This window comes from Thalassobaculum sp., assembly GCF_040219215.1.
Lineage (GTDB): Bacteria > Pseudomonadota > Alphaproteobacteria > Thalassobaculales > Thalassobaculaceae > Thalassobaculum_A.
This window is the reverse complement of sequence record NZ_JAVJSX010000032.1, coordinates 106,818-133,340: the sequence shown is the minus strand read 5'-3', so window position 1 is coordinate 133,340 and position 26,523 is coordinate 106,818. Positions and strand designations below refer to the sequence as shown.

Below are 26,523 nucleotides of genomic sequence, written 5' to 3'. Positions count from 1 at the left end.
TCACCTCCCCTCGCCGGGCCGGTCGACATCCAGCGTTTCGTTCAGCGTCGACAGCGGCCGCTTGGCCTGTTGCAGGGTCTCCGATGCTGCGGGCCGGCTGTCGTCGGGCAGCGCGATGCCACGCAGGACCATCCGGCCGACGTAGTAGAGCCCGGCCCCGAAAATGATCGAGTAGACCACCGCGAAACCGCCGATCGACGTCAGCACCTGATGCCGGGCCAGTGCGGTCGCACCGTCTGCTGTGCGGAACAGGCCATAGACCACCCAGGGCTGGCGACCGATCTCGGTGGTGAACCAGCCCGCCAGCAACGCCACGAATCCCGACGGGATCATCCAGGGCAGCAGACGCAGCAGCAGCCCGTCCTCGAACAGCCGGCCGCGCCAGCGCCGCCACTGCGCCCAGAACGCCACCACGATCATCAGCAGGCCGAGGCCGACCATCACCCGGAAGGTCCAGAACACCACGGCCACCGGCGGCCGCTCGTCCGCTGGAAACTCCGTCAGCGCCGGAAACGTCCCGGTCCAACTGTGGGTAATGATGAGGCTGCCCAAGTGAGGGATGCCGATCTCCGCACGGTTCTGCTCGGCCGCCTCGTCGGGCCAGGCGAACAGCAACAGGGGCACGCCTTGCTCGCCCTCGTTGCGCCAGTGACCTTCCATCGCCGCCAGCTTGGCCGGCTGGTGCTCCGCGGTGTTCAGTCCATGCAGGTCGCCGATGAACACCTGCAGGGGCGCCAGCACAGCCGCTAGCCCCAATGCCATCGTCAGGCTGCGGCGGGCGCCGAGGTCGTCCGGCCGCCGCCGCAGCGCCACCGCCGCCATGCCGGCCACCGCAAAGCTGGTCGACAGGAAAGTAGCGGCGACCATATGGGCAAAGCGGTACGGGAAGGACGGGTTGAAGACGATCGCCCACCAGTCGGTCGGGACCGCCTTGCCATCGACGATCTCGAAGCCCACCGGAGTGTGCATCCAGGAGTTGGCCGACAGGATCCAGAACGCCGAGATCAGGGTGCCGACCGCCACCAGGACGGTTGCCACGAAGTGCGCACGGTCGCCGACCCGCTCCCAGCCGAACAGCATGATCCCGAGAAACGACGCCTCCAGGAAGAACGCGGTGATGACCTCGTAGCTCATCAGCGGGCCGATCACCTCGCCGGCGAACACCGAGAACGGCGCCCAGTTGGTGCCGAACTGGTAGCTCATGACCACGCCGGACACGACGCCAAGGCCGAACGATACTGCGAAGATCTTCAGCCAGAACCGGTACAGCCGCTTCCAGGTCTCGTCGCGGGTGGCCAGCCAGCGCGCCTCGAGCACCACCAGCCAGCTTGCCAGGCCGATGGTGAACGCCGGGAAGATGATGTGGAACGAGATGACGGCCGCAAACTGAATTCGCGACAGCAGCAACGCATCGAATTCCATCGGCACCCCCGCAGGTTGCGTGCGTCGCCGACAGGGTTACCCGGCCCGGTACCGTTCGCCAACCCTTTCGAACGCGGCATGGCGCCGCGCGCGGCCCGATTAGTGCGGCCGGTCACCCTGCAGGGTGACCCGGCGCACGTGGCGGCGGGCGCCGTCATAGTCGTTGACGGCGCGGTGCATGGTGCAGCGGTTGTCCCACACCGCCACCGACCCGGCCTGCCAGCGGAACCGGCAGATGAACTCGTCGCGGATCGCATGGGCGTACAGGAAGTCGAGCAGCGGCTTGCTCTCGGCTTCGGTCATGTCCTTCAGCCGCAGGGTGTAGTTCGGGTTGACGAACAGACACTTCCGCCCGGTCTCGGGATGGGTGCGGACCACCGGATGCTCGATCAGGCGGTCGCCGTCGGCGTTGGCGTCGATGGTCATCGACACCGACTGGTTCTTCCCGCCCTGGAACTTCGACTGGCTGCCGTAGGAGCGCGAGCCGCTGTGCACGGCGGTCAGGCCGTCCAACAGTCGGCGCATGCCGTCCGACAGGGTCTCGTACGCCGCGTACTGGTCGGCGAACAGGGTATCGCCGCCGCGCGACGGCACCTCCAGGGCATACAGCAGCGAACCAAGCGCCGGGGTTTCCAGGAAGGTCGTATCGGTGTGCCAGCTGCCGCCGAAATTGTACTTCCCGGCGTCCTCGGCCTCCTTGACGATGTCGATGATCTCCGGATGGCCGTCCAGGCTCTTCACGAACGGTATCGCCACCGGCTCGCCGAACAGCCGGGCGGCACGCTTCTGCCGCTCGGGATCGTCAAGCTTCTGGTCGCGGAAGAACACCACCGAATGCTCCAGGAAAGCATCGTGCACCTCCTTGGCCTGCCGGTTCGACAGCGGCGCGCCCAGATCGACGCCGTGGATGACCGCGCCGATCGATCCGCCGATCGGCTCGATCTCGATGGTGTCGTAGCGTTGCTCGGTGGCCATCGTGCTTCCTCCAGGAGTTCGCGAGTACGGTTCCGGCGGCGGCTACACCGACCGGGTGATGCCGCCGTCGACCCGCAGGTTCTGTCCGGTGATGTAGCTGGACTTGTCCGACGCCAGGAACGCCGCGGTCTCGGCGATCTCCTCGACCCGCCCGTACCGGCCCATGGGAATCCTGGCCTTGAAGACCTCTTTCTCCGGCAGGCTGTCGATGAAGCCCGGCAGCAGGTTGTTGATGCGGATCCCTTTGGCCGCGTACTTGTCAGCCACCAGCTTGGTGAAGGCGGCCAGTCCGGCGCGGAACACGCCGGAGGTCGGGAACGCCGCCTCCGGCTCGAAGGTGGCGTAGGTCGAGATGTTGACGATGCTGCCGCCGCGCCCGTCCTTCTCGAACTGCGCCTCCATCACCGGCACGACCAGCCGGGTCATTCGGATCACGTTCATCAGGTAGACGTCGAGCCCGCGGTGCCAGTCCTCGTCGGTCAGGTCCAGCACCGGGCCCTTCGGGCCGTGGCCGGCGGAGTTCACCACCGCGTCGATCCGACCCCAGCGCTCGACCGTCCGGTCGACCAGTCGCTTCAGGTCGTCGGGCTCCAGGTTGGAGCCGGTCACGCCGATGCCGCCGAGTTCCTCGGCTAGGGCCTCGCCCTTGCCGGACGACGACAGGACGGCGATCGAATATCCGTTGGCGGCCAGCTTGCGGGCGATCGCCGCGCCCATGCCGGACCCGGCGGCGGTCAGGATGGCTGTCCTGGTCATGGCCGCATTCCCCTCAGTGGATCTCCGGCTCCGCCGTCGCCTTGGTGCCCATCAGCACGTCGAAGTCGCAGCCCTTGTCGGCCTGGGTGATGTGGTCGGCGTAGATCGCGCCGAAGCCGCGCTCGAACTTGCGGGCCGGCGGGACCCAGGCGGCGCGCCGGGCATCCAGTTCGGCGTCGGAAACATCGAGGTGCAGGCGCCGGCCGTGCACGTCCAACTCGATCATGTCGCCGTCCTGGACCAGCGCCAGCGGCCCGCCGACCCAGCTCTCGGGGGCGACGTGCAGGACGCAGGTGCCGTAGCTGGTGCCGCTCATCCGGGCATCGGAGATCCGCACCATGTCGCGCACGCCCTGCTGCAGGATCTTCTTCGGGATCGGCAGCATACCCCATTCCGGCATGCCCGGTCCGCCCTGCGGCCCGGCGTGCTTGAGCACGATGACGGACTCGGCGGTGACATCCAGGTCCGGATCGTTCAGGCGCGCCTGCATGTCGTTGTAGTCGGCGAACACCACTGCCGGACCGCGATGCTTCAGCAGCTTGGGATCGCAGGCGGTCTGCTTGATGACCGCCCCATCCGGCGCGAGGTTGCCGCGCAGCACGACCAGCCCGCCTTCCTTGCTGAGCGGGTTGGAACTGCGGCGGATGACCTCCTCGTTGTGAACGTCGGCACGCTCGATGTCCTCGCCCAGGGTCTTGCCGCTGACCGTGACTGCGTCCAGGTGCAGCTGCTCCTTCAACTGGCTGAGCATCGCCGGCAGGCCTCCGGCGTAGTAGAAGTCCTCCATCAGGAATCGCCCGGACGGCCGGATGTCGGCCAGCCACGGGGTCTTGCGCGACAGCGCGTCGAACCGGTCGAGGTCGATCGGCACGCCAAGGCGCCCGGCCATCACCATCAGGTGGATCACCGCGTTGGTCGACCCGCCGAGCGCCATGACCGTGGTGATTGCGTTCTCGAACGCCTTCTCGGTCATCACGTCGGACGGCTTCTGGTCCTCCCACACCATCTCGACGATGCGCCGGCCGGACTGGCTGGCCATGCGCGAGTGGTTGGAATCGGCGGCCGGGATCGCGCTCGAGCCCGGCAGGGACATGCCCAATCCCTCGACCGAGCTCATCATCGTGGCGGCGGTGCCCATGGTCATGCAGGTGCCGGGAGTGCGGGCGATGCCGTCCTCGATCTCCTCCCAGTCCTTGCGGGTGATGTTGCCGACCTGCAATTCGGCCCAGTACTTCCAGGTGTCGGAGCCGCTGCCCAGGCTCTTGCCGCGCCAGTTGCCGCGCAGCATCGGCCCGGCCGGCACGAAGATCGACGGCAGGTTCATGCTGGCCGCGCCCATCAGCAGCGCCGGCGTGGTCTTGTCGCAACCGCCCATCAGCACCGCGCCGTCGCACGGGTAGGAACGCATCAGCTCCTCGACCTCAAGCGCCAGGAGGTTGCGGTACATCATGGTGGTCGGCTTCTGGAACGGCTCGCTCAGCGAGATCGCCGGCAGTTCGACCGGGAAGCCGCCGGCCTGCCAGACCCCCCGCTTCACCTCTTCGGCGCGATCCTTGAAGTGGGTGTGGCAGGGGTTGATCTCGGACCAGGTGTTGATCACCGCGATGACCGGCTTGCCGGTCCAGTCGGCCCGGTCATAACCCATCTGCAAGGTGCGCGAGCGGTGTCCGAACGACCGCAGGTCATCGGCGCCGTACCAGCGGTAGCTGCGCAGATCTTCGTAGCGCTTGCGCACCATCGTGTTTCTCCCGGAATACCGACTTTCTTGGAGCCGCGAGCGCGACCCACCGAAGTCCAGCATCCGCACCGTCGGGGGTCAAGCCGGCGCGGCGCCACTTGTGCAGACACCCGGTGGCACTGACGGGAGACGGTGACGGATATGTCACACGGAATCGACGATGGTCGCTGCCAATCAGCAAGCCACGCCGTTAACGTCCACGGCTTCGTTCTGCGAACAGAACAGGGACCATCGTCGAGCATGCACCAGCCGTCCGCCACAGCGGCGTGGCCGCGACTTAACCCTCGTCGTCGGGCATGGCGCCGTGTCACCGACTGCCATATATACACCGCGTCATGACCAAGACTTCCGACCCGCCGCCGGCGGAACGCACCCGCCGGGCCGTGATGCTTGTACGCCTGCGCTATGCCGTCGAGGCGGTAGTGGCCGTGGCGTTGCTGTCCGGTGCCGCCTGGGTGCTGCACCGGGAGTTCTCGAACGTTCGCCTGGACGAAGTCATCGCCGAGTTCGGGAAGCTTTCGAATACCGGCATCGCGCTGTCGGTCTCGTTCACGGTGATGAGCTACATGGCGCTGCTGGTGTACGAGCGGCTCGGCATCGCCTACGCGCACGCCAGGGTATCGCCGGTGCGGTCGTCGGTGGGCGGTTTCTGCGCCTTCGTGTTCAGCCACAACCTCGGCTTCGCCCTACTGACCGGCGGGTCTGCCCGCCTTAGGATATATGGCCCGGCCGGGGTGTCGGTCGCGCAGATCGTGCTGATCAGCGGGTTTACCGCCTGGACATTCTGCCTCGGCGCCGCCCTGGTCGCCGGGGTCTCGATGTTCGGCGAGGCGGAACGGATCTCGCGGTTGATCGGCGGGCCACCGCTGGTCGCGCACGCAGCCGGCGCAGCACTCCTGCTTGGCCTGGTCGGGTATCTGGTGTTCGGCATGCGCCACCGTCAGGTCGAGTGGCGCGGGCGCCGCCTGACCACCCCCGGCCCGATCCTGACACCGCTGCAGATCATCGTCCCGGCCATCGACATCGCACTGGCCGGCGTGGCGCTCTACGTCCTGCTGCCGGGCATGCCGATCGGCCCGTTGGGGTTCGTCGGCGTCTACGTGGTCGCGACCTCGATCGGTCTGGCCAGCCACATCCCTGGCGGACTGGGCGTGTTCGAAGGGGCCATGGTCCTGATGCTGCCGGAGCTGCCGAGGGAACCGCTGCTCGCGGCGATGCTGGCCTACCGGTTGATCTACTATCTCGGGCCGCTGGCGATCGCCACGACGCTGTTTGCCGGGGCCTCGCTGCGCAAGTCGCGGTATCGATAGTCCGCCGCGGGCTACTCCTTCACCGCCCCGGTCATCGACGAGACATAGTGCTCGACGAAGAACGAATAGACGATGCACACCGGCACCGAGCCCAGCAGTGCGCCTGCCATCAGCGGGCCCCAGTGGTAGATGTCGCCCTCGACCAGTTCGCTCAGCACCGCGACAGGAACCGTCTTGTTCTCCGAGGACGAGATGAACACCAGTGCGTAGATGAACTCGTTCCAGCAGAGCGTGAAGGCGAAGATCCCGGCGGAGATGATGCCCGGCACCGACAGCGGCAGAACGATCCGCGTCAGGATCTGCCAGCGGCTGGCGCCGTCGATCAGCGCGCATTCCTCAAGCTCGTAGGGGATCGACTTGAAGTAGCCCATCAGCAGCCACGTCGAGAACGGGATCAGGATGGTCGGATAGGTCAGGATCAGCGCCATCGGACTGTCGAACAGCCCGTACTGGAACACCACCAGGGCCAGCGGAATGAACAGGATGCTCGGTGGTACCAGATAGGCCAGAAAGATCATCCCGCCGACCCAGCGCGAGCCGGAGTAGCGGATCCGCACAATGGCGTAGGCGGCCATCACGCTGGCCACGATCGACAGCAGCGTCGCCGACACGGCCACCACCATGGTGTTCCACATCCACAGCGGATAATCGGTGTTCACGATCAGGTGGTAGTAATGGGCGATGGTCGGATCGACCACCCACCAGGGGTTCAGGCTGCGATCGATCAACTCCTCGTTCGGCTTAACCGAGGTCAGCCCCATCCAGTAGAACGGGAACAGCAGCACGATCAGAAAGCAGAACAGCGGCAGGTACACGGTCACCGTCCGCCGCGGCAGCGACGTGAGGTAGTCCATGCCCTCGCTGTCGTCGCGGGCGATTCCGGAAGCGGGGGCGGCTGTACGATCTCCGGTACTGCTGGTCATGGCTGGCCTCTTCCGGTCAATCGTCGCTCTCGCCCTGCTGCCACTTGCGGCGCTGCAGGCCGAACCAGGAGAACAGGATGGCGGCCAGCAGGAACGGGATCATCGCCGTTGAGATCGCTGCCCCCTCGCCCAGATTGCCGCCCATGATCGCCCGCTGATAGCTCAGCGTCGCCATCAGGTGGGTGGCGTTCGCCGGCCCGCCGCGGGTCATCGCGTAAATCAGTTGGAAGTCGGTGAAAGTGAACAGCACCGAGAACGTCATCACCACCGCGATGATCGGCGTCAGCATCGGGTAGGTGACGTGCTTGAACATCTGCCAGCGCGACGCCCCGTCGATGGTCGCCGCCTCGTACAGCGACTGCGGGATGGTCTGCAAGCCGGCCAGCAGGGTGATCGCCACGAACGGGATGCCGCGCCAGATGTTGGCAGCGATCACGCTGGCCCGCGCGTTGTTGGGCTCGCCGAGGAAGTTGATGTTCTCATCGATCCAGCCCATTTCGATCAACGTCCAGGAGATGATCGAGAACTGGGTGTCGTAGATCCACCAGAACGCGATGGCCGACAGCACCGTCGGCACGATGAACGGCAGCAGCACCACCGCCCGGATGATCGCCTTCCACGGCATGTGGCTGTTCAGCAGGATCGCCAAGTACAGGCCGAGACCGAATTTGATGACGCTCGCCACGGTCGTGTAGAGGAAGGTGTTGAAAACGCTGAGCCAGAACACCGGGTCCTGGTTCAGCCACTCGAAGTTCTCGAGTCCGATGAACCCGCCTTCGCGCCCGATCCGGGTGTCGGTCACGCTCAGCCAGATGCCGAGCCCCAACGGGTAGGTCAGAAACAGCAGCAGGAATGCCGCCGCCGGCAGCATGAACCAGAAGCCCAGCCAGTTGTGGTCGTACTTCAGGCGGGTCCAGCGATCGCTGAAGCTCTCAGCCCCTTGAGCCCTCACCCGCTCGGCATCGGTCGCCACGCCGCGTCTCCTTCAAACGGTCGGCGGAGGCCGGCGGGAACGACCTTTGCAGGCCGTTCCCGCGGCATCCGTCATCACACGCGGTAGTACCGCTCGGCCCGCTTCTGCGCGGTTTCCATCGCTTCCTTGACGCTGGTCTGCCCGGTCGCGGCTTGGCTGACCATGTCGACGATCACGAAGTCGGCGAGCGCGCCCGCCGCGGCGTAGCCCAGCGACCCGGCATAGCCCATGTCGAGGGTCCGGGTGCAGGCTTCCTTGAACACCGCCCGCTTTGGATCTTCGGTCCAGACCTTGTTCTTCTCGAAGTCCTTCAAGGTCTGGGTGAAGTAGCCAACCGACTGCTCCAGCCACGCATCGTACTGCGGACCTTCCATCAGGAAGGCCATCAGCAGCTTGCAGGCGTTCGGATACTTCGAGTACTTGAACGCCTCGATCATGAACGGCAGTTGCAGTTCGGTAGGCTTGCCGACCGGCCCGATCGGATAGAATGCGTGATCGATGTCGGCGGCGATATCCATCTTCTGCCGGACGGCCGCCGCATAGATCGAGATGCCGTTGTTGGTGTAGCTCACGTCGCCGGACAGGAACGCCTTGTTGTTGTTGGAGTCGTTCCAGGACGCCGTGCCGGGGATCCAGTTCTCGTAGAGTTCCTTCACGTACTCCAGCGAAGCCGCGGTCTCCGGGCTGTTGATCGTGACGTTGCCGTCCTTGTCGACCAGCTTACCGCCATGCGCCCACACCACCCAGTGACACCAGGCATTGCCGTCGCCGGTAGCGCGGCCCAGCGCCATGCCGGCCGGGCTGCCGTTGGCCTTCAGCGCCTTGGTCAGCTTCATCAGGTCGGCGGTGGTGGTGGGGAACTTCTCGAACCCGGCCTTCTGGACTGCCGAGATCCGGTAGTTGATGTAGTTCCCCGACACGCACAGGGGAAGCGCCATCCACCTGCCGTCGCGAATGCCATAGGCCGCCGGTGACTCGTACCAGCCGCCGTACTTGCCGCCCAGATAGTCGGCGACGTCGGTGACATCGAGCAGCTTGTCCGGGATCAGGTGCGGGATCGCCATCGGACCCCAGATGATGTCGGGGCCGGCACCGACGTTCGCCGCCACGGCCGCCTTCGGCTGGATGTCGTCCAGGAACTCCTTGTCCAGGCGCACCTGGATTCCCGTGGCCTCCGTGAAGGCGGCCATGTTCTTGTCGAACTGGATGTCCTCGGTCTCCACGAACCGGTTCCAGCGCAACATCCTCAGCTTGGCGCCCTTCTCCGGCTGGAACGGCGAGTCGGCTGCCCAGGCCCGGGTCAGGTCTGCCAAGCTGCCGGCGCCACCGAGCGCCACACCCGCGGCCAATGCCGTCGACCCTTTGAGAACCGACCGGCGGGATACACCTCCGATGATGTGGTCCGTCATAAGCGCTTCCTCCCTTCATGCGGCCGGTTTGCGGCCGTCGATTGATGGATCGGATGCCTTGCCCTGTCGTCCGGCCGATCCGCCCGGTCCGACCACAGGCGCGAAGCAGCCGCGCCCGAAATCCAGCGGCACATCAGACTCAGAGTCGCTTACCGGTCTCCGCATCGAACAGATGTACCTTGTCCAGCAGCGGGGCCAGCGGAACCCGGGTTCCCGGCCGAAACGCGTGACGCTCGCGGAACACCGCCAGGAATTCGCCGCCGGCGACCCGCGACACCAGCAGGGTCTCGGCGCCGGTCGGCTCCACCACCGCGATCTCGCTCTCCACCGACCTCTGCCCGGTCTCGGCCAGAACCAGATGCTCGGGGCGAATGCCGTAGACCACCGAGCGACCGTCCTGCCCGGACCAGCCGTCACCAAGCGGCAACGTCACGCCGTTCTTCGCCTCAAGCCGGGCGGGACCGCCGTTGGCGCGCACCGTGCCGCGCACGAAGTTCATGGCGGGCGAGCCGATGAAGCCGGCCACGAAGGTGTTCGTCGGATTGTCGTAGAGATCCAGCGGCTCCCCCACCTGCTCGACGATGCCGTCGTGCATCACCACGATCCGGTCCGCCATGGTCATGGCTTCGATCTGGTCGTGGGTGACGTAGACGCTGGTGGTCTTCAGACGCTGATGCAGTTCCTTGATCTCGGTGCGCATCTGCACCCGCAGCTTGGCGTCCAGGTTGGACAGCGGCTCGTCGAACAGGAACACCTGCGGGTCGCGGACGATTGCCCGCCCCATCGCCACCCGCTGGCGCTGACCACCGGACAGCTGACGCGGGTACCGTTCGAGGAACGGCGTCAAGCCCAGAATGTCGGCCGCCTTCTGCACACGCTGGTCGACCTCGGACTTCTCGGCCCCGCGCAGCTTCATGCTGAAGGCCATGTTGTCGTAGACCTTCATATGCGGGTAGAGCGCGTAGTTCTGGAACACCATGGCGACGTCGCGCTCTTTCGGCGGCATCTGGTTCACCACCCGGTCGCCGATCATCACCTCGCCGTCGGTGATCCGCTCCAATCCGGCAATCATCCGCAGCAACGTGGATTTGCCGCAGCCCGACGGGCCGACCAGCACCACGAACTCGCCGTCGGAGATGTCGACGTCGACACCGTGAATGACTTCGACATTGCCGAACGATTTGCGCACGCCGCGAATCCGAACTTCGGCCATCCGCGCACCCTCCCAGTCGAACCACCACCGTTCAAGCGACGGCGAATTTATCGTTCTTGGAGAGGAGCGTAATTCAATATGTCATCGTATGAAAGCGCCCTGATTAACCACGGAGTCTGGCTGACTGCGGTACCGGCGCCGGGACACGGATCGCCAGATGCAGGCCAACGAGGAATCGAGGCTTTCGACCGGTCCGTCCGTTCATCGACGCGGCAGTGAACGGTTTGCGGCAGGTGCCGGCTCCCTGACGCCGAGCGCGGTCACGCAGCCGGCGCTGCGAGCACCCGGCAACTCTCGGCAAGCCGGATCGGCGGCTGGGTCACCGCCTGAAGCGCTTCCAGCGTCAGACCCTCGACCATCGCCCGGACCACCAGTCCGTCCGGCGTGACGTCGATCTCGGCCAGGTCGGTGAAGATCTTGCGCACCACGCCGGCGGCCGTCAGCGGGTACCGGCAGGTATCGACGATCTTCGGCTCGCCCTTCTTCGTGGTGTGCTCGGTCAGCACCCAGATCGCCTTGGCGCCGACCGCGAGGTCCATGGCGCCACCGACGCCCGGCGGGAACCGACGATCGCCGGTAGTCCAGTTCGCCAGATCCCCCGAGCCCGACACCTCGAACGCACCGAGCAGCGCCAGATCGATGTGTCCGCCGCGGATCATCACGAAGGCGTCGGTGTGCATGAAGAACGCACCGCCCGGCTTCATCGTGATGTACTCCTTGGACGCGTTGATCAGATCGCGGTCCTCGGCGCCAGCCGCCGGAGCCGGGCCGAACCCCAGCACGCCATTCTCGCTGTGCAGGACGATCTCACGGTCCGCCGGCATCACGTTGGCGCACAGTGTCGGCACGCCGATGCCGAGGTTGACGTAGGAGCCGTCCGGGATCGCCTGGGCCGCGCACCACGCCAACTGCCGTCGGGTCAGTCGGGTGACGGTATCGGCGGTCATGGTGGCGCTCATATGTCCCACTCCCGGTCATTGTCCACGTGCACCACCCGGTCGACAAAGATCGACGGGGTCATGATGGTCTCGGGGTCCATGGCATCGAGCGGGACGATGTCCTTTGCCTGCACGATCGTCAGGTCGGCGGCCATCGCCATCACCGGCCCGAAGTTCCGAGCCGATTTCGAGTAGGTCAGGTTGCCCCAGCGATCCGCCTTCTGCGCCTGGACCAGCGCCACATCGGCGCGCAGCGGCATCTCCAGAACGTAGTCGCGACCCTCGATCGTTCGGACTTCTTTTCCGGCCGCCAGTTCGGTGCCGACGCCGGTCGGGCAATAGAACGCGCCGATGCCGGCCGCGGCAGCCCGCATGCGCTCCGACAGCGTGCCCTGCGGTACCAGTTCCAGCTCGATCTCGCCGGCGGCGTAGCGCGCGTCGAACTTGTCGGACCCCTTGGAGCGCGGATAGCTGCAGATGATCCGCCGCACCCGGCCGCTGCCCATCAGGGCCGCCAGGCCCTCGGTGCCGGTACCGGCGTTGTTGGAAATAACGGTCAGGTCCTTTGCCCCGAGGTCGAGCACGGCCTCGACCAGATCGTTCGGCACCCCGGCGAAGCCGAAGCCGGAGATCATGATCGTCATGCCGTCGCCGATGCCGGCAACCGCTGCTTGAAGGCTGGGAACGATCTTGTCGATGGGCATCCTGGAACTCTTCCAATATCGGTGCGCCACCATAGCGCGGCGCGCTGCGGCGTCCAGCCCGTCGGTTCAGCCGAAACGCCCGTCCGACAGCCGGTCGATCACCGGTTTGGCCGGTGCCGCCGCTCCCGCCTCGCCCGGCAACAGGAACTCCGGCAGGTCGTAGGCCTTAAGCGAGCGCCAGTGGCCTTCGATGTCCTCATGGAACAGGTCGCGGACGATGCCCGACACCAGGCGGGGCGCGGCGAACTTCATGGCGTTCACCGAGGCGCCCGACGGTCCGAAGCTGACGGTAGTCGCGAAGGTGAAAAGTCTGATGTGCCGCAGCCACGGCGCTACATCGGCCGACTTCTCCAGGAACTCGTATGTCGACCCCAGATACGGGTAGCGCGCCAGCCGTTCATTCTCCTCGCCGGCCGGAGGTGCATAGCGGTCGCCCCACAGGGCAACGTGTGCGGCGAGCCCGGCCATCTCCGGACGGCGCGGCAGGTCGACGTCAAACCCGGTACCGACGATCAGGAAGTCCGCCTCGAACACGCCCCTCGACGTGTGCAGCCGAACCGTATCGCCGACGGCCTCGCAACGCTGCCAGCCGGCACCGGTCTCCAGCCGGAAGTTCGGATGCGCGGCCGCGCGTTGCCAGGTTTCCTGCGGGAACGCCTCGCGCAGGCTCAACAGGTGGTTCATGAACCGCCACCGCCACGCGTCGTCCAGATCGGCGAAGTGGCTGAGGAAGCCGGGGAACGACAGCCACTTGAACGGCTGCACCCGCTGCAGGTCGGGTCGGCGGCAGTACACGGCGACTTCGGCGGCCCCAGCCTCAAGGGCGGTGGCCGCGTTGTCGAACGCCGACGCGCCGGCCCCCAGCACGGCAACCCGCCGGCCGGCCAGCACCGCGAAGTCGATCGCATCGCCGGTGTGCGCCCAGAACCGGCGATCGAGTGTCTCGACCACCGGCGGAGTCCACCACCGCCCCGAGGCCTCGATGCCGGTCGCCAGGACGAGTTTTCGTGTGAAGACCGTCTCGGTCCGCCCATCGGCTAGATGAACCAGCGTGGCGCGAAGGTGTTCGCCCTCAGGCTCGACACGCTGGAACTCGACGCGATTCTCGACCGGCAGTTTCAGGACGTCGCGCAGCCACAGCAGGTAGGCGACCCAGTCCTCCTTGGCGATCTTGTTCAACACCTGCCAGGCATCGGCGCCATGCTGCGCCTCGAACCACGCCTGGAAAGTCAGCGACGGGATGTCGAGGTCGGGCCCATTGACCTCCTTCGGCGACCGCAGCGTGGCCATGCGGGCATAGGTCAGCCAAGGCCCCTCCTGCCCGCGTTCGGCACGGTCGACGATACGAATATTGGTCACGCGGTTGCGCAGCAGGCCGTGGCCGATCGCCAGCCCGCCCTGCCCGCCACCCACGACCAGGACGTCAAGCACCCGTTCGCCGTCGACGCCGTAGCGCGGCGGCACCCACTCGCTCTTCGGGTAGGCGATGCGCTGCAGGTCGCGGACAATCTGCAGTTCCAGGGCTCGCAGTCCGCCATTGTCCATCGCTCAGGTCCCTCCGCCGTCGCCGGCTGATCGACCCGCCACGGCCGGCGGCGGTCCCTCGATCGCGGCCCGGATCCGATCGGAGCGCAGCGCCACCAGGCCGGTCATCACCAGGGCCACCACTGCGCCGACACCGACCGGGATCGGCAGGCCGACCAGATCCCCGGCGGTTCCCATCATCAGCGCGCCGATCGCCGGACCGCCTCGGAAGATCAAACCGTGCAAGGCAAGCACCCGGCCGCGGATCGACGGTTCGACGGCCAACTGGACCACCGTTTGCAGCCCGACACCCGACGCTACCATGACCGCGCCGAGCACGGCGGCGGCGGCAATCCCGACCCACAGCTCATCGGTCGCGACGAACGCCAGGACGGCAAGCGAGATCCCGGCGGTGCTGGCAAGCACCAGTGTGACCAGCCCGTCGGTACCGGATCGCCGCGCCAGCAGCCAGCCGCCGATCACCGCGCCGATCCCAACCGTGGATGTCAATGTCGCCAGTGTGTCGGCACCGCCCTGGAAGACGCGGTCGGCGAACCCCGGCAACAGTTCCAGCACCGGCCGCACCATGATCGAGCCGACCAGATGCAGTCCAAGCAACGGACCGATGCCGGGGTGACGGACCGCATAGCCGATCCCGGCGCCGATGTCGGCGATGATGCCGGTGCGTGGTCGCACCGCGCCGGGGTCACGCCCCGCCCCGGGGTTGCGCCGCCGGATCACCGCCAGGGCGACCAGCAGGGCCAGGTAACTGACGGCGTTGGCGAAGAACGCCCAGGCCACGTCGCTGGCGACGATGACCAGTCCGGCAATCGCCGGGCCGATGAAGCGCGCGGTGTTGAACACGATGGAGTTGATGGCAACAGCCGTCGTGAGGTTTTCCCGCGGCACCAGGCTCGGCACCAGGGCCAGCCGCGACGGCTGGTTGAAGCCGATGACCACGCCGCCCAGGAACACCAGGACGAACAGCAGTTCGACCGTCACATGTCCGGACAGGGTCAGGATGCCCATCAGCACCGACAGCAGCATCGCCGTGCCCTGGCACGCCATGATGACACGCACCCGGTCCAGGCGGTCGGCCGCCACACCGCCAATCAGGCCGATGAACACCGACGGAAACAGATCGGCGAACGCCACAGCCCCCAGCCATGTGCCGGAATGCGTCAGGTCCCAGGTCAGCCAGCCGATCGATATGCGCTGCATCCACATCCCGATCAGCGACACGCTGTTGCCCAGCGTGTACAGCCCGTAATCAGGGTGGCGCAGCGTACGCAGGATGGCGCTTGAGCCGGTGGCCGGAGGCATGGGGAAAACCCGAACGGAAGGGGCCGGAACCGTAGCGCCGACCACGTCGCCTGTCAGCCATCTCGACCAAACCGACACACATGATCCAATCTCGACGTCAATCTTGAATGTACATTAAGATTGAAATGTCGAACTGTTGATCGTATATATATTCGGAATGCAGTCTCGTTTCGATCGTTCCATTCGGGAAGTGACAACGAAGATGGCCGCCACCTCAGTCGATCCGATCTCCCCAAAGCCCCTGATCTCCAAGGGATTTTCGTCGCGTGGGCCGGAAGGTGCGATGGCCGGACAAATGATCGACGTTCCCTACACGCTCTGGCTCGCCACGTTGGCCTGCGCCTTGATGGCGATCTTGTCACTGACCGCTGTCGCGGTGATCTACGGCCTGGACGCGGCCTTCACTTTCAGCGGAAAGGCGACGCTCTTCGGCCCGGACAGCTATCTTCGCGTGCTTGAACTCGCCGCGTTGTTCGGGGTCGGGGCGATCGTGGCGCATCTCCTCCGCCTGCGGCTGGAGGCCATCCGTCGCGCCTCGATCCTGGTCCCGCTGCCCTACCGGATCACGGTGAACCCGCCCGGTGGCGACACGTTCTCGAAATTCGAATGCTCCTGCAAAGTCACCCTCGCCCTCGATCACGAGCGGCCGTTGGCCGAACTCAAACTGAAGGGCGACATCCTGCGGACCTATCTGGAGAACGCCTTCGTCGTGGCCGTGACTGACCCGGTCATCCGGTTTTCCAGGCTGAAGATCGAGCAGACGCTGAAGGCGTCGGCCTATCACGTGCTCGGCGATGGCGTGTCCGGCGTGGTGATCTCGGAGCTTCGGCAACGGCGGGTTCCCGTGGCCCGCCCGGTCGTTGCCGCCAACAGCTCCGAGTCGACCGACTTACCGGCGGTCGCCGGTTGAGTTTTCCCCGGCTTCCGACACGGCGCCCGCGCTAGCGAGCCAGCTGGCGGTCGAACACCTCGAAGAGAACGTCCACATCCGACAGATCGTTGAATATGTAGGGCGCAACGCGCACGCGGCTGTCGCGCAGGCTCACGTACACCCCTTCGGCAGCCATGCGGTCGGCCAGATCAAGTTCGGGTGTCTCCCCCAATCTGATCCCGATGAAATGGGGCGAGCGATGAGCCTTCGGCGGCACCCGCCAGCCGCGCTCCTCAGCCCGATCGGCGATCGCATCGATCAGCGGCTCCATTGTGGCCGCGATCGCCTCGACGCCCCACGCGGTGATCTGCTCCATGGACGCGGCCGCGATCGGCACGTCGATCATGGCGTCGGCGGTCCCCTGGTCGAACCGAGACGCACCAGCCTTGAAACGATCGCCATAGCCGGGTGACAGCGTCATCGGACCATCGCCGATTCGGGTCGCGTGGTTGTGCTCGATCGGTTCGCCTTCCTGGCGACGCGGCGCAACGTAGAGATAGCCCGCCTGATCGGGCGACAGCAGCCACTTGTACGCCGAGCATGCGACGTAGTCCGGGTCGATCCGCCCGACGTCGAACGGGCAGACCCCGATCGACTGGGTCGCGTCGATCACCAGGATTGCGCCGATCGCATGAACCGCATCGGCCACCGGTACCAGATCGATGACGCCGCCGTCGGTCCAATGAACATTGGGTAGCGCCACCAGCCCGGTGTCGGGGCCAAGGTGCTGCAGGACGGCACTGGTCCAGTCGCCGTCGGACGGACGCGGGACGATGACGACGCGGCCACCGTCTCGCGCGGCAACGCGCTGCCAGATGTAGTAGTTCGATGGAAACTGTCCCTCGATCATCACGATCGCCTGGCCCCGTTCAATCCGAACGTTGGCCGCCGCGACCGCCATGCCGTAGCTGGTCGCCCCGGTCAGGGCGATGTCGTTGGCGGTCGCGCCGATGAAGCCGGCGAACAGCGCCCGGGTCCGCTCCATCTCGGCGCCGAGCTTCTGCCGCTCAGGATCCCACGGCCGCGCCTTGCGATCGACCGCCCGTCGGCCGACGTCCCGCGCGGCGATCGGCGCCGGACCCTGCGCCGCACAGTTCATGTAGACCACCCCGTCGGGCAGATCGAAAAGATGCTTCTGACTGCCAAGGGACATCCGACCGCTCCTGCTGGAAAATGCGGTCAACTCTAGAAGCACATCTCCCCGGTGTTAAGCCGGTCAGCGCTTACCCGTCCCTGCCGGCGGCCTCGGCCGCCAGATTGGTGTCGCTGAGGTCGGCGCGATCAAGGACCGCACCGGTCAGATCGGCGCCGACCAGCCGGGTCTGTTGCCGTCGCCCGGTGTCGGCCCCGGCCTGCGAGAGGATCGGCGCGGCCGTCAGGATCGCATCGGTCAGATCGGCGCGTCCGAGGTTGGCCCCGGCAAGATTGGCGCCCGACAGGTTGCAGCGCGCCAGCGACGCCAGGGTCAGGTCGGCGCCCGACAGGTCCGCCAGCACCAGCAGAGCGTCGGTGAGCAGCGCACGCCGCAGCACCGCGCCGCGCAGATCGGCGCCGGACAGGTTGAGACCGCGCAGATCGGCATCGGTCAGGTCCACGCCGTCCAGCGACGCCCGTGAGCCACGGCGTCCCTCACTGCGGACCCAGCGGTCGTGGTCGATCAGGGTTCGTTGGATCTCGGTCGTCACGGAATCGGTCGGCGGCGTCAGACGCGCCTTGGACGTGTCGACACGGCTCAGATCCACGTCCCGCAACCGGGCGCCGACGAAGTTGGCACGCTCGACGGTCGCCCCGTCCAGTTGCGCGCCGGACAGGTCGGCACCGGTCACCAGGGAATCCGTCAGGTCCGCGTGGCTCAGATCAGCGTCGATCAGGATTGCGTTGCGCAGCACCGCGCCGGACATCGACGCCCGACGCAGCGACGCCCGCTCCAGATTTGCACCGGTCAAGTCGGTCTGGGCGAGCACCACGTTCTCGAACTTGGCACCGGACAGGTTGGCGCGATGCATCCGTGCACCGGCAAATGTCACCGCTTCGCGGCGCGGCGAGTCCTCGCTGGCCGGCTCAGCCGACGCGCCCGTCGCGCCGCGCAACGAAACACCACGAAGATCGGCTCCCTCGAACACGGCGCCTACGAGACGCGCACCGGTCAGATCGGCTTCAAGAAGCACGGCGTTGCGGAAACTCACACCCGACAGATCCGCTCCGGCCAGAACCGCACGGGTCAGGTCGGCACCGACGAACCGGGCGCCCTGCAGGGCCGCGCCGGCGAAGTCGACCTCCCGCAGATCGGAACCGGTAAAGTCGAATCCGAACAGGTTGGCGTTCGCAAACGACGCAGGTTGCCCATCGGCTGCGCCATCGATCCAGCGCCGATGGGCAGCAAGCTTTCTGAACACCACGTCATGAGGGGTGAAAGACACTCGCGTCATTGGAGCAGAGTACCGCACAGGTGCTTAAAGAGCCGTTAACACCACTCCCCCGGCAGCCGTTCCGCTCAGGCCACGCCAAGGCGCCGGGCGGTTTCCCGGACCGCGGTCTCGATACCGTCGGCGATCAGGTCAATCTCCGCCTCCGTGGCGATCAGGGGCGGCGAAATCATCACCCAGTCGCCGTCGCGGCCGGCATTGGTCCGACGCTGGTAGAGGATGAGGCCCTGCTCCATCGCAACCTTCGCCAAGGTACCGGCCGCCATCGCCGAGGACGCGAACGGGGTCTTGCGCGCCTTGTCCTTGACCAGTTCGAGCGCCATCAGCAATCCCTTGCCACGCACGTCGCCCACGATCGGCGACAGTTCGACCAGCGCGTCCAGGCGCGCACGCAGGCGCGCGCCCTGGGCCGCGGCGTTGGCGATCAGCCCCCGCTCCAGGGTTTCCTCAAGCACCGCGAGGCCGACGGCGCAGGCCAGCGGATTGCCGTGGGCGGTATGCCCGTGCATGAATCCGCCGCTTTCGGCGATCTCCGCCACCCGATCGCGCGGGGCCAGAACCAGGCCCAATGGGAAGTATCCGGCACCCACTCCCTTGGCCATCACAACCAGGTCGGGTCGGCAGTCCGGCCAGTGTTCGTGCGACAGGAAGGCACCCGTCCGCCCCCCGCCGCTCATCACCTCGTCGTGGATCAGGATGACGCCATGGCGGTCGCAGATCTCGCGCACCCGCCGCATGTAGGCCGCGTGCGGCACCAGCGCCCCCGTGGCGAGGCCGCCGACCGGTTCCTGAATGAACGCCAGAACACCGCCGGGACCTTCGTCAACGATCGTCCGGTCCAGGACCTCGGCACAGTGCTCGGCCCAGCTCTCCTGGTCGAACCCGTCGGGAATCCGATAGGTGATCGGCGCCGGTACCTTCGGCATCACCTGCATCATCGGCCCGAACATGTCGTGGGCCGACAGGTCTCCGGTCACCGACAGTGCCCCAAGCGTGCCGCCGTGGTAGGACGGCTGGCGGGAGATGACCTTCCACCGGGAGGTGTCGCCGCGCGCCACCGCCATCTGGCGGGCCAGCTTGAGCGCAGCCTCGTTCGCCTCGGAACCGCCGGAAACCACGAAAACCCGCTCGTATCCGGGCCCGGCCGCCTCCGTCAGGCGTTCGGCGAACAGCCGATTGGCCGCGCTCTCGAAGGTCGATGGATTGGCGAAGGCCGCCGCTTCCGCCTGCCGCTGCAGCGCGTCGAGAACCCGCCGGTTGCCGTACCCGATGTTGCAGGCAACCGGTCCGGATCCAGCGTCGATGTAGCGCCGTCCCGAGATGTCCCACATGTAGATGCCTTCGGCGCGATCGATCCGCGGCCGGGCCGGCGTCCCCTGGGGGACGGCAAACACCTGGACGGGCTCGCCGCGCGGCAGGGTGCCGAGCGCCGGCGTCGGTTGTTCCAGTGCGGCATCCAAGGCGTTGCGACGCAGTTCGGTCATTGCAGGTCCCCTGTCGGCGGTTGCCGGAGTGTGGCGCCGCCAAGTGGACACGCCAAGCTGATTCAAGCGATCGGGCGGTCTGGAAACGCGTACAAAGTTGCGATCGACGAGCAGATAAATATTGTGCCTCCCATCATGTCATCATACAATATATCGCATATCATTCGTCGATTCCGTTCGGGACTGATGGAGCTCTGGTCACGGACGGCACCGGTTTCGCCGCTACCCCGGCGGCGGAAGCCGGGAGTGGCAATATCCCGTGTTCCGCCGCTCCCACCACCCTGTGAAGCTCCTAGGACGAACCTCTGTCGTCCAAACTGGCGGGTGCGCCGCCCCCATCGTGGCGCACCCGGCTTTTTCGTCGATCCTACAGTGACAATTTCATCCTGTTGCCCGCTGGCATCATCCCCCCGATGGCGGGTAGGCTCCGGCCACGATCCTGTTCCAACTCATCTGGAGTGACACCATGCCCGGCACCGTCGACGGACGCCTGAAAGAGCTCGGCATCGAGATTCCGACGCCAGCCGCCCCCGCCGCCAATTACGTTCCCTTCGTACGATCCGGAAACCTTGTCTTCGTTTCCGGACAGGTTCCGGTGGTGGCCGGCAAGATCGAGGGCGTCGGCACGGTCGGCAAGGATTTGACCACACAGCAGGCCCAGGCGATCGCCAAGATCTGCGCGATCAACCTGATCGCCCAGGCCAAGGCCGCCTGCGACGGCGACCTCGACCGGGTGGTCCGGGTGGTGAAGCTCGGCGGCTTCGTCGCCTGCGTCGACGGCTACACCGAGCAACCGGAAGTCATCAACGGCGCCTCCGACCTGATGGTCGCGGCGTTCGGGGACAAGGGCCGGCACGCCCGGTTCGCCGTCGGCACCAACAGCCTGCCGCGCGGCGTGGCGGTTGAGGTCGAGGCGGTCTTCGAGATCGCTTGACCGCCCCATCGACCCGATCGGGGCAAGGCGATGCCGGATGGTGACGACGCGGGCGGCGGAATCGAGGCGGCCGTCAAGGTGGTGGCCGGCATCAAGGATGTGCCGGCCGACGCCTGGGACGCCTGCGCCGGCACCGCCAACCCGTTCCTGAGCCACGCATTCCTGTCGGCGCTGGAAGACAGCGGCTCGGTCGCCGCCGAGACGGGCTGGTTGCCCCGGCACCTGATCGTCGAGGACCCGGCCGGACGCGTGGTCGGGGCGATGCCCCTGTACCTCAAAGGCCATTCACACGGCGAGTACGTGTTCGACTGGGGGTGGGCCGACGCCTACGAGCGGGCCGGCGGGCGCTACTATCCGAAACTGCTGTCGGCCGTCCCGTTCACGCCGGTGCCCGGACCGCGGATGCTGGTCCGGCCCGGCGTCGACCGGGCGACGGTCGAAGAGATCCTGGCCGGCGGTATCGTCGGATTGCTGGAACGCCTCGGCGCGTCATCGGCCCACATCAATTTCCTGCCGCGCGCGCAGTGGGAGCGACTCGGCGGCTTCGGGTTTCTGCAGCGAACCGGCCTGCAGTTCCATTGGTCGAACGACGGGTATGCTGACTTCGACGCCTTCCTCGCGGCGTTGTCATCTCGCAAGCGCAAGGCGATCCGCAAGGAGCGCCGAGCGGTTGCCGAGAGCGGCCTGACGATCCGCCGCTTGACCGGCTCCGACATCCAGGACCGGCACTGGGACGCGTTCTTTCACTTCTACATCGACACCTCGGACCGGAAATGGGGCTCGCCGTACCTGAACCGCCGGTTCTTCGCGCTGCTGAGCGAGCGCCTGGCCGAGCGCGTGCTGCTGGTGGTCGCCGAACGTGACGGAACCCCGGTTGCCGGTGCGCTGAACCTGATCGGCGACGACACGCTGTATGGCCGCAACTGGGGCTGCACGGAGGACTACCGGTTCCTGCATTTCGAAGCCTGCTACTATCAGGCCATCGATTTCGCGATCGAGCGCGGCCTGGCGAAGGTCGAGGCCGGAGCCCAGGGCCCGCACAAGCTGCAACGCGGCTATCTGCCGGTCGAAACCTACAGCGCGCACTTCATCGCCGATCCTCGCCTGCGCGACGCCGTGGCCGACTTCGTGGTGCGGGAACGCCGGCAGGTTCTGCACGAAAAGGCGATGATCGAAGCCGAATCACCGTTTCGGAGCGAAGGGTGACCGGCGATGTGTTGCTGCACTGCAACATAACCTCAAAACCTGTCACGGTTCGATAACACACGCCTTGCGTTGCTACGTATCAGCCCCAATATCCAAGCCGTGGACGAACTGGTGTGATGCCATTCGCCAGCATGCTTATGCGAAAACGATTGAGATGAAGGGAGGTCGCACAATGCGCGACACTCATGTGCTGACGCCGCTCGAAGCGGCCGAACAGACGGGCCTCGGGCTCGACACGGTTCTCAAACTCGCCGCCAACCACGGCAATGTGTCGGCCATCATGGCCGAGACGGTTCGGATCGACCCCTGGGCCCTTGAGGCCGCATTGGCGTCCGAAGGCTTCAAGAAGGCGGCCTGATCGCCTGACGGAAGTCTCGCCGCCCGCCGAGCGGGCGGCGACAAAGTCGCTCCACGAGCCCCGCCCCGGCGGGGCTTTGGTGTTTCTGGCATCCAAGCCTCCGATCGTTGCGCTTGTGCTTGAATGCAAAACGGGCGGCCCAAGGGACCGCCCGTCTTCAATGCATGGCGCGCAGAAGGCCCGTCAGGGCACCAGTTCCGGAACCTTGGCCGGATCGCCGCCGGAACCACCGTCGGAGTCGTCGTTCTTCCTGGTCGACGGACGACCGGTCTTCGGCTCCTCGCCGATGTCGAACACCAATCCGTCGTCCACCATGTCGACGCGCACCAAGCCACCTTTGACCAGCTTGCCGAACAGCAGTTCCTCGGCCAGCGGCTTCTTGACGTGCTCCTGGATGACCCGGGCCAGCGGCCGGGCCCCATACAGCCGGTCGTAGCCGCGCTTGGCCAGCCAGCCGCGCGCCGCCTGGGTGAGTTCGATCGACACGCCGCGGTCGGCCAGTTGCGCTTCAAGCTGCATGACGAACTTGTCGACGACCCGGTCGATGGTCTCCGGCGACAGGGCCTTGAACCCGACGATCGCGTCGAGACGGTTGCGGAACTCCGGCGTGAACATCCGGTTGATCGCCTCGGTGTCGTCGCCCTCCCGGACCGACCGTCCGAAGCCGATCGCTTCCTTGGCGAGGTCCGCGGCACCGGCATTGGTGGTCATGATCAGGATGACGTTCCGGAAGTCGACCGATTTGCCGTTGTGGTCGGTCAGCTTGCCATGATCCATGACCTGCAGCAGGACGTTGAACAGGTCGGGATGCGCCTTCTCGATCTCGTCGAGCAGCAGCACGCAGTGCGGATGCTGGTCGATCTGGTCGGTCAGCAGGCCACCCTGGTCGAAGCCGACATATCCCGGCGGCGCACCGATCAGGCGGCTGACGCTGTGACGCTCCATGTACTCGGACATGTCGAAGCGGATCAGTTCCACGCCCAGGGTGAGGGCAAGCTGGCGCGCCACCTCGGTCTTGCCGACGCCGGTCGGACCGGAGAACAGGTAGCTGCCGATCGGCTTCTCCGACTCGCGCAGCCCGGCCCGGGCCAGCTTGATCGCCGAGGAGAGCGAAGCGATCGCCGAGTCCTGACCGAACACCACGGTCTTGAGATCCCGCTCCAGATTGGCCAGCACCGTCTTGTCGTCGGTCGACACGCTCTTTGGAGGGATCCGGGCGATCATCGCCACGATCTCCTCGATCTCCTTCACTCCGATGGTCTTGCGACGACGCGACACCGGTACCAGCATCTGCGCTGCGCCGACCTCGTCGATGATGTCGATCGCCTTGTCCGGCAGCTTGCGGTCGCCGATGTACTTCGCCGACAGTTCCACCGCCGTCTTCAACGCATCCGCCGTGTAGCGGACGTTGTGGTGTTTCTCGTAGTACGGCTTCAAGCCCTTGAGGATCTTGATGGTGTCGTCGATCGACGGCTCGTTCACGTCGATCTTCTGGAACCGCCGCACCAGGGCCCGATCCTTCTCGAAGTAGCCGCGGTACTCCTTGTAGGTGGTCGAGCCGATGCAGCGCAGCCCGCCGGACTGCAGGGCCGGCTTCAGCAGATTGGAGGCATCCATCGCGCCGCCGGACGTCGCCCCCGCGCCAATCACCGTGTGGATTTCATCGATGAACAGGATGGCGTGCGGATTCTGCTCCAGCTCGTTGACAACCGCCTTGAGCCGCTCCTCGAAATCGCCGCGGTAGCGGGTGCCGGCCAGCAGCGCGCCCATGTCGAGCGCGAAGATGCGGTTGTTGATCAGGACCTCCGGCACATCGCCATCGACGATGCGCTTGGCCAGTCCCTCGGCGATCGCCGTCTTGCCGACCCCGGGATCGCCGACGAACAGCGGGTTGTTCTTGGTGCGCCGGCACAGGATTTGGATCGTCCGGTCGACCTCCTTCTCGCGGCCGATCAGCGGGTCGATCTTGCCTGCCGCCGCCTTGGTGTTGAGGTCGACGCAGTACGCGTCCAGCGCCTCGTGGCCCTGCTTGTTGACCTGGTCGGCCTTCGCCTGCTCGTCGGCGCCGTCGACCTTGCGCTGTTCGTTGCCGGCTTGGCCGTGGACCTTGGCAATGCCGTGACTGATGTAGCTGACCGCGTCGAACCGGGTCATCTCCTGCTCCTGCAGGAAGTAGACCGCATGGCTCTCGCGCTCCGAAAGCAACGCCACCATCACGTTGGCACCGGTCACCTCTTCCCGGCCCGACGACTGAACGTGGATCACGGCTCGCTGCACGACCCGCTGGAACCCGGCGGTTGGCTTGGCATCCTCCATTGCGGCGCCGACCAGGCCGTTCAGCTCGGTGTCGATGTAGGTCATCAGGTCGAGCCGCAGCTTGTCGACATCGACCCCGCAGGCCTTCAGGACCGCCAAGGCGTCCTGATCCTCGCTCAGCGCGTAGAGCAGGTGCTCAAGAGTCGCGTACTCGTGATGCTTCTCGTTCGCGATGCCTAGCGCGCGATGCAGGCTCTGTTCGAGATTCTTGGAGAGCATGGTGTCAATCTTTCTCCAGGGTGCACTGTAGTGGGTGCTGATGCTGGCGTGCGAAATCCATTACCTGCGTCACCTTCGTCTCGGCGACTTCGTACGTGTAGACCCCGCATATACCGACGCCCCGCTGGTGCACGTGCAGCATGATCTGTGTCGCCTCCTCCCTACTTTTCCCGAAAAACCTTTCTATGATGTGAACGACGAACTCCATCGGGGTGTAGTCGTCGTTCAGCATGATGACCTTGTACATCGACGGCTTCTTGGTCTTCGGGCGGGTTTTCACCACCACGCCAGTCGTCGGCCGGCCGCCGGTACCGCGCTCGTCGTCGCTCATCACAATCGTCCGGAATGGGTTCGTTCTCGAGGGAATGGCTGTCCTCCAATGCCGCTGGTACCCAGCATATGAGATTTGTCGGGGTTGCGGAAAGGGGGCGCCGAACGAGCGACCCGTCCAACCGACCAGCGACAACCGCGACTCGCGGCCAGGAGTGTTATATGGCCTTCGCACGCGCAATGAAAAAGGCCCGGCCGAAAAATCGGCCGGGCCTCCTCGCACCGCCAATGTGGCGGTGGACTCGCTTTCGCGTCGGAGATCGCTTAGGCGGCGAGCGGACGGCTCAGCGTCTCGACGGTCTCGTCGACCCGCGCCTTCAACGGCTCGATCGCCTGGCTGGCGGTCTTCACCGACATCTCGGAGATCTTCGTGCCCTCGGCGACAAACGCGTCGAAAGCCGACTTGGTGAACGTGTTCTGCATGTCGACGACCTCGTTCAGCGACTTCGCAGCCAGAACCTGCTTGCTGAAGCCGACAGTCGAGTCGACGGTGCTCTGCGTGAACGCCATCCACGCCTTGGACACATCCTCCAGGCCCTTGGACACGATGCCAAAGGACTTGGACACCGCGTCGTAGTTGCCCTGCGCCAGCGTGTTGAACTGGTCATAGCCCTTGAACACGGTCTGCGAGGCCTTCTCGACGTTCTCCTTCGCCATGGTGACCGCCTGCTCCAGATTCTTCTGGGCGGTCTCCTGGCCGATCTTGGTCATCTGCTCGAGGGTCTCCTTGCTCGCGGTAACCGCGGCATCAACCGGCGTCGCCGCCGTCGTGGTCTTCTTGCTGGTCATGGCTCGCTCCATCGTCTTGATCGAATTTCTCGGTTGCGATTGTGCAGCGCAACATAACGCGGAAGATAGTTAATCCGCCGGCAAGTTCAAGATGATTTATTGTGCATTGCACAAAAATTTTTAATCTCACAAGATCAACATGATGATCACGGTCTCCGACACAACATCTCGCGTCTGCGCATCACATCGGACACTCCTATCCCCGCACGAACCCGAAGCGCTGACTTCGAGCATTGAATCAATTGGTTATGGACAAACCTTCATCCGGGATCTAGGATCTCAGGGATTCGTCGGGTGACGGGCGGGGTCCCGGTGCTGACGG

The 26,523-nt window shown here is 65.8% G+C and carries 23 protein-coding genes; 5 read left to right on the top strand and 18 right to left on the bottom strand.

Features of this window, described 5'->3' with window-relative positions:
• The 4 genes from RIC54_RS21350 to araD form a co-directional block, all read right to left on the bottom strand.
• Positions 1–1,422, bottom strand: a complete 1,422-nt coding sequence (locus RIC54_RS21350) for a cytochrome ubiquinol oxidase subunit I (protein ID WP_350088860.1) — start codon at positions 1,420–1,422, stop codon at positions 1–3.
• Positions 1,423–1,521: 99 nt separating this feature from the next.
• Positions 1,522–2,397: a TauD/TfdA dioxygenase family protein gene (locus tag RIC54_RS21345; protein WP_350088863.1), complete on the bottom strand. Its 876-nt coding sequence runs from the start codon at positions 2,395–2,397 to the stop codon at positions 1,522–1,524.
• A 42-nt stretch (positions 2,398–2,439) separates the two neighbouring features.
• Positions 2,440–3,153, bottom strand: coding sequence for an SDR family oxidoreductase (locus RIC54_RS21340; RefSeq protein ID WP_350088866.1), 714 nt, complete (start codon positions 3,151–3,153; stop codon positions 2,440–2,442).
• A 13-nt stretch (positions 3,154–3,166) separates the two neighbouring features.
• Positions 3,167–4,891, bottom strand: coding sequence for an L-arabinonate dehydratase (araD, locus tag RIC54_RS21335; RefSeq protein WP_350151399.1), 1,725 nt, complete (start codon positions 4,889–4,891; stop codon positions 3,167–3,169).
• 335 nt (positions 4,892–5,226) lie between these two features.
• On the opposite strand from araD, the gene RIC54_RS21330 reads away from it, so the two are divergent.
• Positions 5,227–6,201: a putative bifunctional lysylphosphatidylglycerol flippase/synthetase gene (locus RIC54_RS21330; protein ID WP_350088872.1), complete on the top strand. Its 975-nt coding sequence runs from the start codon at positions 5,227–5,229 to the stop codon at positions 6,199–6,201.
• A gap of 11 nt (positions 6,202–6,212) precedes the next feature.
• Here RIC54_RS21330 and RIC54_RS21325 read toward each other — a convergent pair whose 3' ends face one another.
• The 8 genes from RIC54_RS21325 to RIC54_RS21290 form a co-directional block, all read right to left on the bottom strand.
• Positions 6,213–7,124, bottom strand: a complete 912-nt coding sequence (locus RIC54_RS21325) for a carbohydrate ABC transporter permease (RefSeq protein ID WP_350088875.1) — start codon at positions 7,122–7,124, stop codon at positions 6,213–6,215.
• 16 nt (positions 7,125–7,140) lie between these two features.
• Complete coding sequence (locus RIC54_RS21320) at positions 7,141–8,097, bottom strand: carbohydrate ABC transporter permease (RefSeq protein WP_350088878.1); 957 nt, start codon at positions 8,095–8,097, stop codon at positions 7,141–7,143.
• Between the two features lie 74 nt (positions 8,098–8,171).
• Positions 8,172–9,506: an ABC transporter substrate-binding protein gene (locus RIC54_RS21315; protein WP_350088881.1), complete on the bottom strand. Its 1,335-nt coding sequence runs from the start codon at positions 9,504–9,506 to the stop codon at positions 8,172–8,174.
• A gap of 139 nt (positions 9,507–9,645) precedes the next feature.
• A complete protein-coding gene (locus tag RIC54_RS21310; RefSeq protein WP_350088884.1) occupies positions 9,646–10,719 on the bottom strand; it encodes an ABC transporter ATP-binding protein in 1,074 nt (357 codons plus the stop codon).
• Positions 10,720–10,979: 260 nt separating this feature from the next.
• Entirely contained in the window at positions 10,980–11,678 is a 699-nt protein-coding gene (locus RIC54_RS21305; RefSeq protein ID WP_350088887.1) for a 3-oxoacid CoA-transferase subunit B, read from the bottom strand.
• Complete coding sequence (locus RIC54_RS21300; protein WP_350088890.1) at positions 11,675–12,361, bottom strand: 3-oxoacid CoA-transferase subunit A; 687 nt, start codon at positions 12,359–12,361, stop codon at positions 11,675–11,677. Before RIC54_RS21300 ends, RIC54_RS21305 begins: the two co-directional genes overlap by 4 nt.
• 66 nt (positions 12,362–12,427) lie before the next feature.
• A complete protein-coding gene (locus tag RIC54_RS21295; RefSeq protein WP_350088893.1) occupies positions 12,428–13,906 on the bottom strand; it encodes an NAD(P)-binding domain-containing protein in 1,479 nt (492 codons plus the stop codon).
• Positions 13,907–13,909: 3 nt separating this feature from the next.
• On the bottom strand, positions 13,910–15,208 hold the full coding sequence (locus RIC54_RS21290; RefSeq protein WP_350088896.1) for an MFS transporter: 1,299 nt from the start codon (positions 15,206–15,208) through the stop codon (positions 13,910–13,912).
• A 283-nt stretch (positions 15,209–15,491) separates the two neighbouring features.
• Between RIC54_RS21290 and RIC54_RS21285 the strand changes: the two genes are divergently transcribed.
• Positions 15,492–16,118 (top strand): hypothetical protein, encoded by a 627-nt coding sequence (locus RIC54_RS21285; RefSeq protein ID WP_350088899.1) that lies wholly within the window; start codon positions 15,492–15,494, stop codon positions 16,116–16,118.
• A gap of 31 nt (positions 16,119–16,149) precedes the next feature.
• Here RIC54_RS21285 and RIC54_RS21280 read toward each other — a convergent pair whose 3' ends face one another.
• The 3 genes from RIC54_RS21280 to RIC54_RS21270 all read right to left on the bottom strand — a co-directional run bounded on the left by RIC54_RS21280 (position 16,150) and on the right by RIC54_RS21270 (position 20,049).
• Complete coding sequence (locus tag RIC54_RS21280) at positions 16,150–17,292, bottom strand: aminotransferase class V-fold PLP-dependent enzyme (protein ID WP_350088902.1); 1,143 nt, start codon at positions 17,290–17,292, stop codon at positions 16,150–16,152.
• Between the two features lie 70 nt (positions 17,293–17,362).
• Positions 17,363–18,559, bottom strand: coding sequence for a pentapeptide repeat-containing protein (locus tag RIC54_RS21275; RefSeq protein WP_350088905.1), 1,197 nt, complete (start codon positions 18,557–18,559; stop codon positions 17,363–17,365).
• A gap of 74 nt (positions 18,560–18,633) precedes the next feature.
• Positions 18,634–20,049: an aminotransferase family protein gene (locus tag RIC54_RS21270; protein ID WP_350151397.1), complete on the bottom strand. Its 1,416-nt coding sequence runs from the start codon at positions 20,047–20,049 to the stop codon at positions 18,634–18,636.
• Between the two features lie 466 nt (positions 20,050–20,515).
• On the opposite strand from RIC54_RS21270, the gene RIC54_RS21265 reads away from it, so the two are divergent.
• The 3 genes from RIC54_RS21265 (at position 20,516) to RIC54_RS21255 (ending at position 22,547) form a co-directional block, all read left to right on the top strand.
• Entirely contained in the window at positions 20,516–20,983 is a 468-nt protein-coding gene (locus tag RIC54_RS21265; protein WP_350088911.1) for a RidA family protein, read from the top strand.
• 30 nt (positions 20,984–21,013) lie between these two features.
• Complete coding sequence (locus tag RIC54_RS21260) at positions 21,014–22,189, top strand: GNAT family N-acetyltransferase (protein ID WP_350088914.1); 1,176 nt, start codon at positions 21,014–21,016, stop codon at positions 22,187–22,189.
• Positions 22,190–22,361: 172 nt separating this feature from the next.
• Positions 22,362–22,547 carry a MerR family transcriptional regulator gene (locus tag RIC54_RS21255; protein WP_350088917.1) on the top strand — a complete coding sequence of 62 codons (186 nt, stop codon included), beginning with the start codon at positions 22,362–22,364 and terminating at the stop codon, positions 22,545–22,547.
• Between the two features lie 183 nt (positions 22,548–22,730).
• Here the strand turns inward: RIC54_RS21255 and clpA are convergent, their stop codons facing one another.
• From clpA to RIC54_RS21240, 3 genes are all read right to left on the bottom strand, one after another.
• On the bottom strand, positions 22,731–25,082 hold the full coding sequence (gene clpA, locus RIC54_RS21250) for an ATP-dependent Clp protease ATP-binding subunit ClpA (RefSeq protein ID WP_350088920.1): 2,352 nt from the start codon (positions 25,080–25,082) through the stop codon (positions 22,731–22,733).
• A 4-nt stretch (positions 25,083–25,086) separates the two neighbouring features.
• The gene (gene clpS / locus RIC54_RS21245; protein ID WP_350088923.1) at positions 25,087–25,413 is read right to left on the bottom strand and encodes an ATP-dependent Clp protease adapter ClpS; all 327 of its coding nucleotides are present in this window, start codon (positions 25,411–25,413) and stop codon (positions 25,087–25,089) included.
• Positions 25,414–25,676: 263 nt separating this feature from the next.
• Complete coding sequence (locus RIC54_RS21240) at positions 25,677–26,201, bottom strand: phasin family protein (protein ID WP_350088926.1); 525 nt, start codon at positions 26,199–26,201, stop codon at positions 25,677–25,679.
• Positions 26,202–26,523 lie beyond the last annotated feature (322 nt).

Excerpts from the sequence above, each read along its gene's own strand:
- RIC54_RS21350 (WP_350088860.1), bottom strand. The coding sequence starts at position 1,422 with ATGGAATTCGATGCGTTGCTGCTGTCGCGAATTCAGTTTGCGGCCGTC.
- RIC54_RS21345 (WP_350088863.1), bottom strand. The coding sequence starts at position 2,397 with ATGGCCACCGAGCAACGCTACGACACCATCGAGATCGAGCCGATCGGC.
- RIC54_RS21340 (WP_350088866.1), bottom strand. The coding sequence starts at position 3,153 with ATGACCAGGACAGCCATCCTGACCGCCGCCGGGTCCGGCATGGGCGCG.
- araD (WP_350151399.1), bottom strand. The coding sequence starts at position 4,891 with ATGGTGCGCAAGCGCTACGAAGATCTGCGCAGCTACCGCTGGTACGGC.
- RIC54_RS21330 (WP_350088872.1), top strand. The coding sequence starts at position 5,227 with ATGACCAAGACTTCCGACCCGCCGCCGGCGGAACGCACCCGCCGGGCC.
- RIC54_RS21325 (WP_350088875.1), bottom strand. The coding sequence starts at position 7,124 with ATGACCAGCAGTACCGGAGATCGTACAGCCGCCCCCGCTTCCGGAATC.
- RIC54_RS21315 (WP_350088881.1), bottom strand. The coding sequence starts at position 9,506 with ATGACGGACCACATCATCGGAGGTGTATCCCGCCGGTCGGTTCTCAAA.
- RIC54_RS21310 (WP_350088884.1), bottom strand. The coding sequence starts at position 10,719 with ATGGCCGAAGTTCGGATTCGCGGCGTGCGCAAATCGTTCGGCAATGTC.
- RIC54_RS21305 (WP_350088887.1), bottom strand. The coding sequence starts at position 11,678 with ATGAGCGCCACCATGACCGCCGATACCGTCACCCGACTGACCCGACGG.
- RIC54_RS21300 (WP_350088890.1), bottom strand. The coding sequence starts at position 12,361 with ATGCCCATCGACAAGATCGTTCCCAGCCTTCAAGCAGCGGTTGCCGGC.
- RIC54_RS21295 (WP_350088893.1), bottom strand. The coding sequence starts at position 13,906 with ATGGACAATGGCGGACTGCGAGCCCTGGAACTGCAGATTGTCCGCGAC.
- RIC54_RS21290 (WP_350088896.1), bottom strand. The coding sequence starts at position 15,208 with ATGCCTCCGGCCACCGGCTCAAGCGCCATCCTGCGTACGCTGCGCCAC.
- RIC54_RS21285 (WP_350088899.1), top strand. The coding sequence starts at position 15,492 with ATGGCCGGACAAATGATCGACGTTCCCTACACGCTCTGGCTCGCCACG.
- RIC54_RS21280 (WP_350088902.1), bottom strand. The coding sequence starts at position 17,292 with ATGTCCCTTGGCAGTCAGAAGCATCTTTTCGATCTGCCCGACGGGGTG.
- RIC54_RS21270 (WP_350151397.1), bottom strand. The coding sequence starts at position 20,049 with ATGACCGAACTGCGTCGCAACGCCTTGGATGCCGCACTGGAACAACCG.
- RIC54_RS21265 (WP_350088911.1), top strand. The coding sequence starts at position 20,516 with ATGCCCGGCACCGTCGACGGACGCCTGAAAGAGCTCGGCATCGAGATT.
- RIC54_RS21260 (WP_350088914.1), top strand. The coding sequence starts at position 21,014 with ATGCCGGATGGTGACGACGCGGGCGGCGGAATCGAGGCGGCCGTCAAG.
- RIC54_RS21255 (WP_350088917.1), top strand. The coding sequence starts at position 22,362 with ATGCGCGACACTCATGTGCTGACGCCGCTCGAAGCGGCCGAACAGACG.
- clpA (WP_350088920.1), bottom strand. The coding sequence starts at position 25,082 with ATGCTCTCCAAGAATCTCGAACAGAGCCTGCATCGCGCGCTAGGCATC.
- clpS (WP_350088923.1), bottom strand. The coding sequence starts at position 25,413 with ATGAGCGACGACGAGCGCGGTACCGGCGGCCGGCCGACGACTGGCGTG.
- RIC54_RS21240 (WP_350088926.1), bottom strand. The coding sequence starts at position 26,201 with ATGACCAGCAAGAAGACCACGACGGCGGCGACGCCGGTTGATGCCGCG.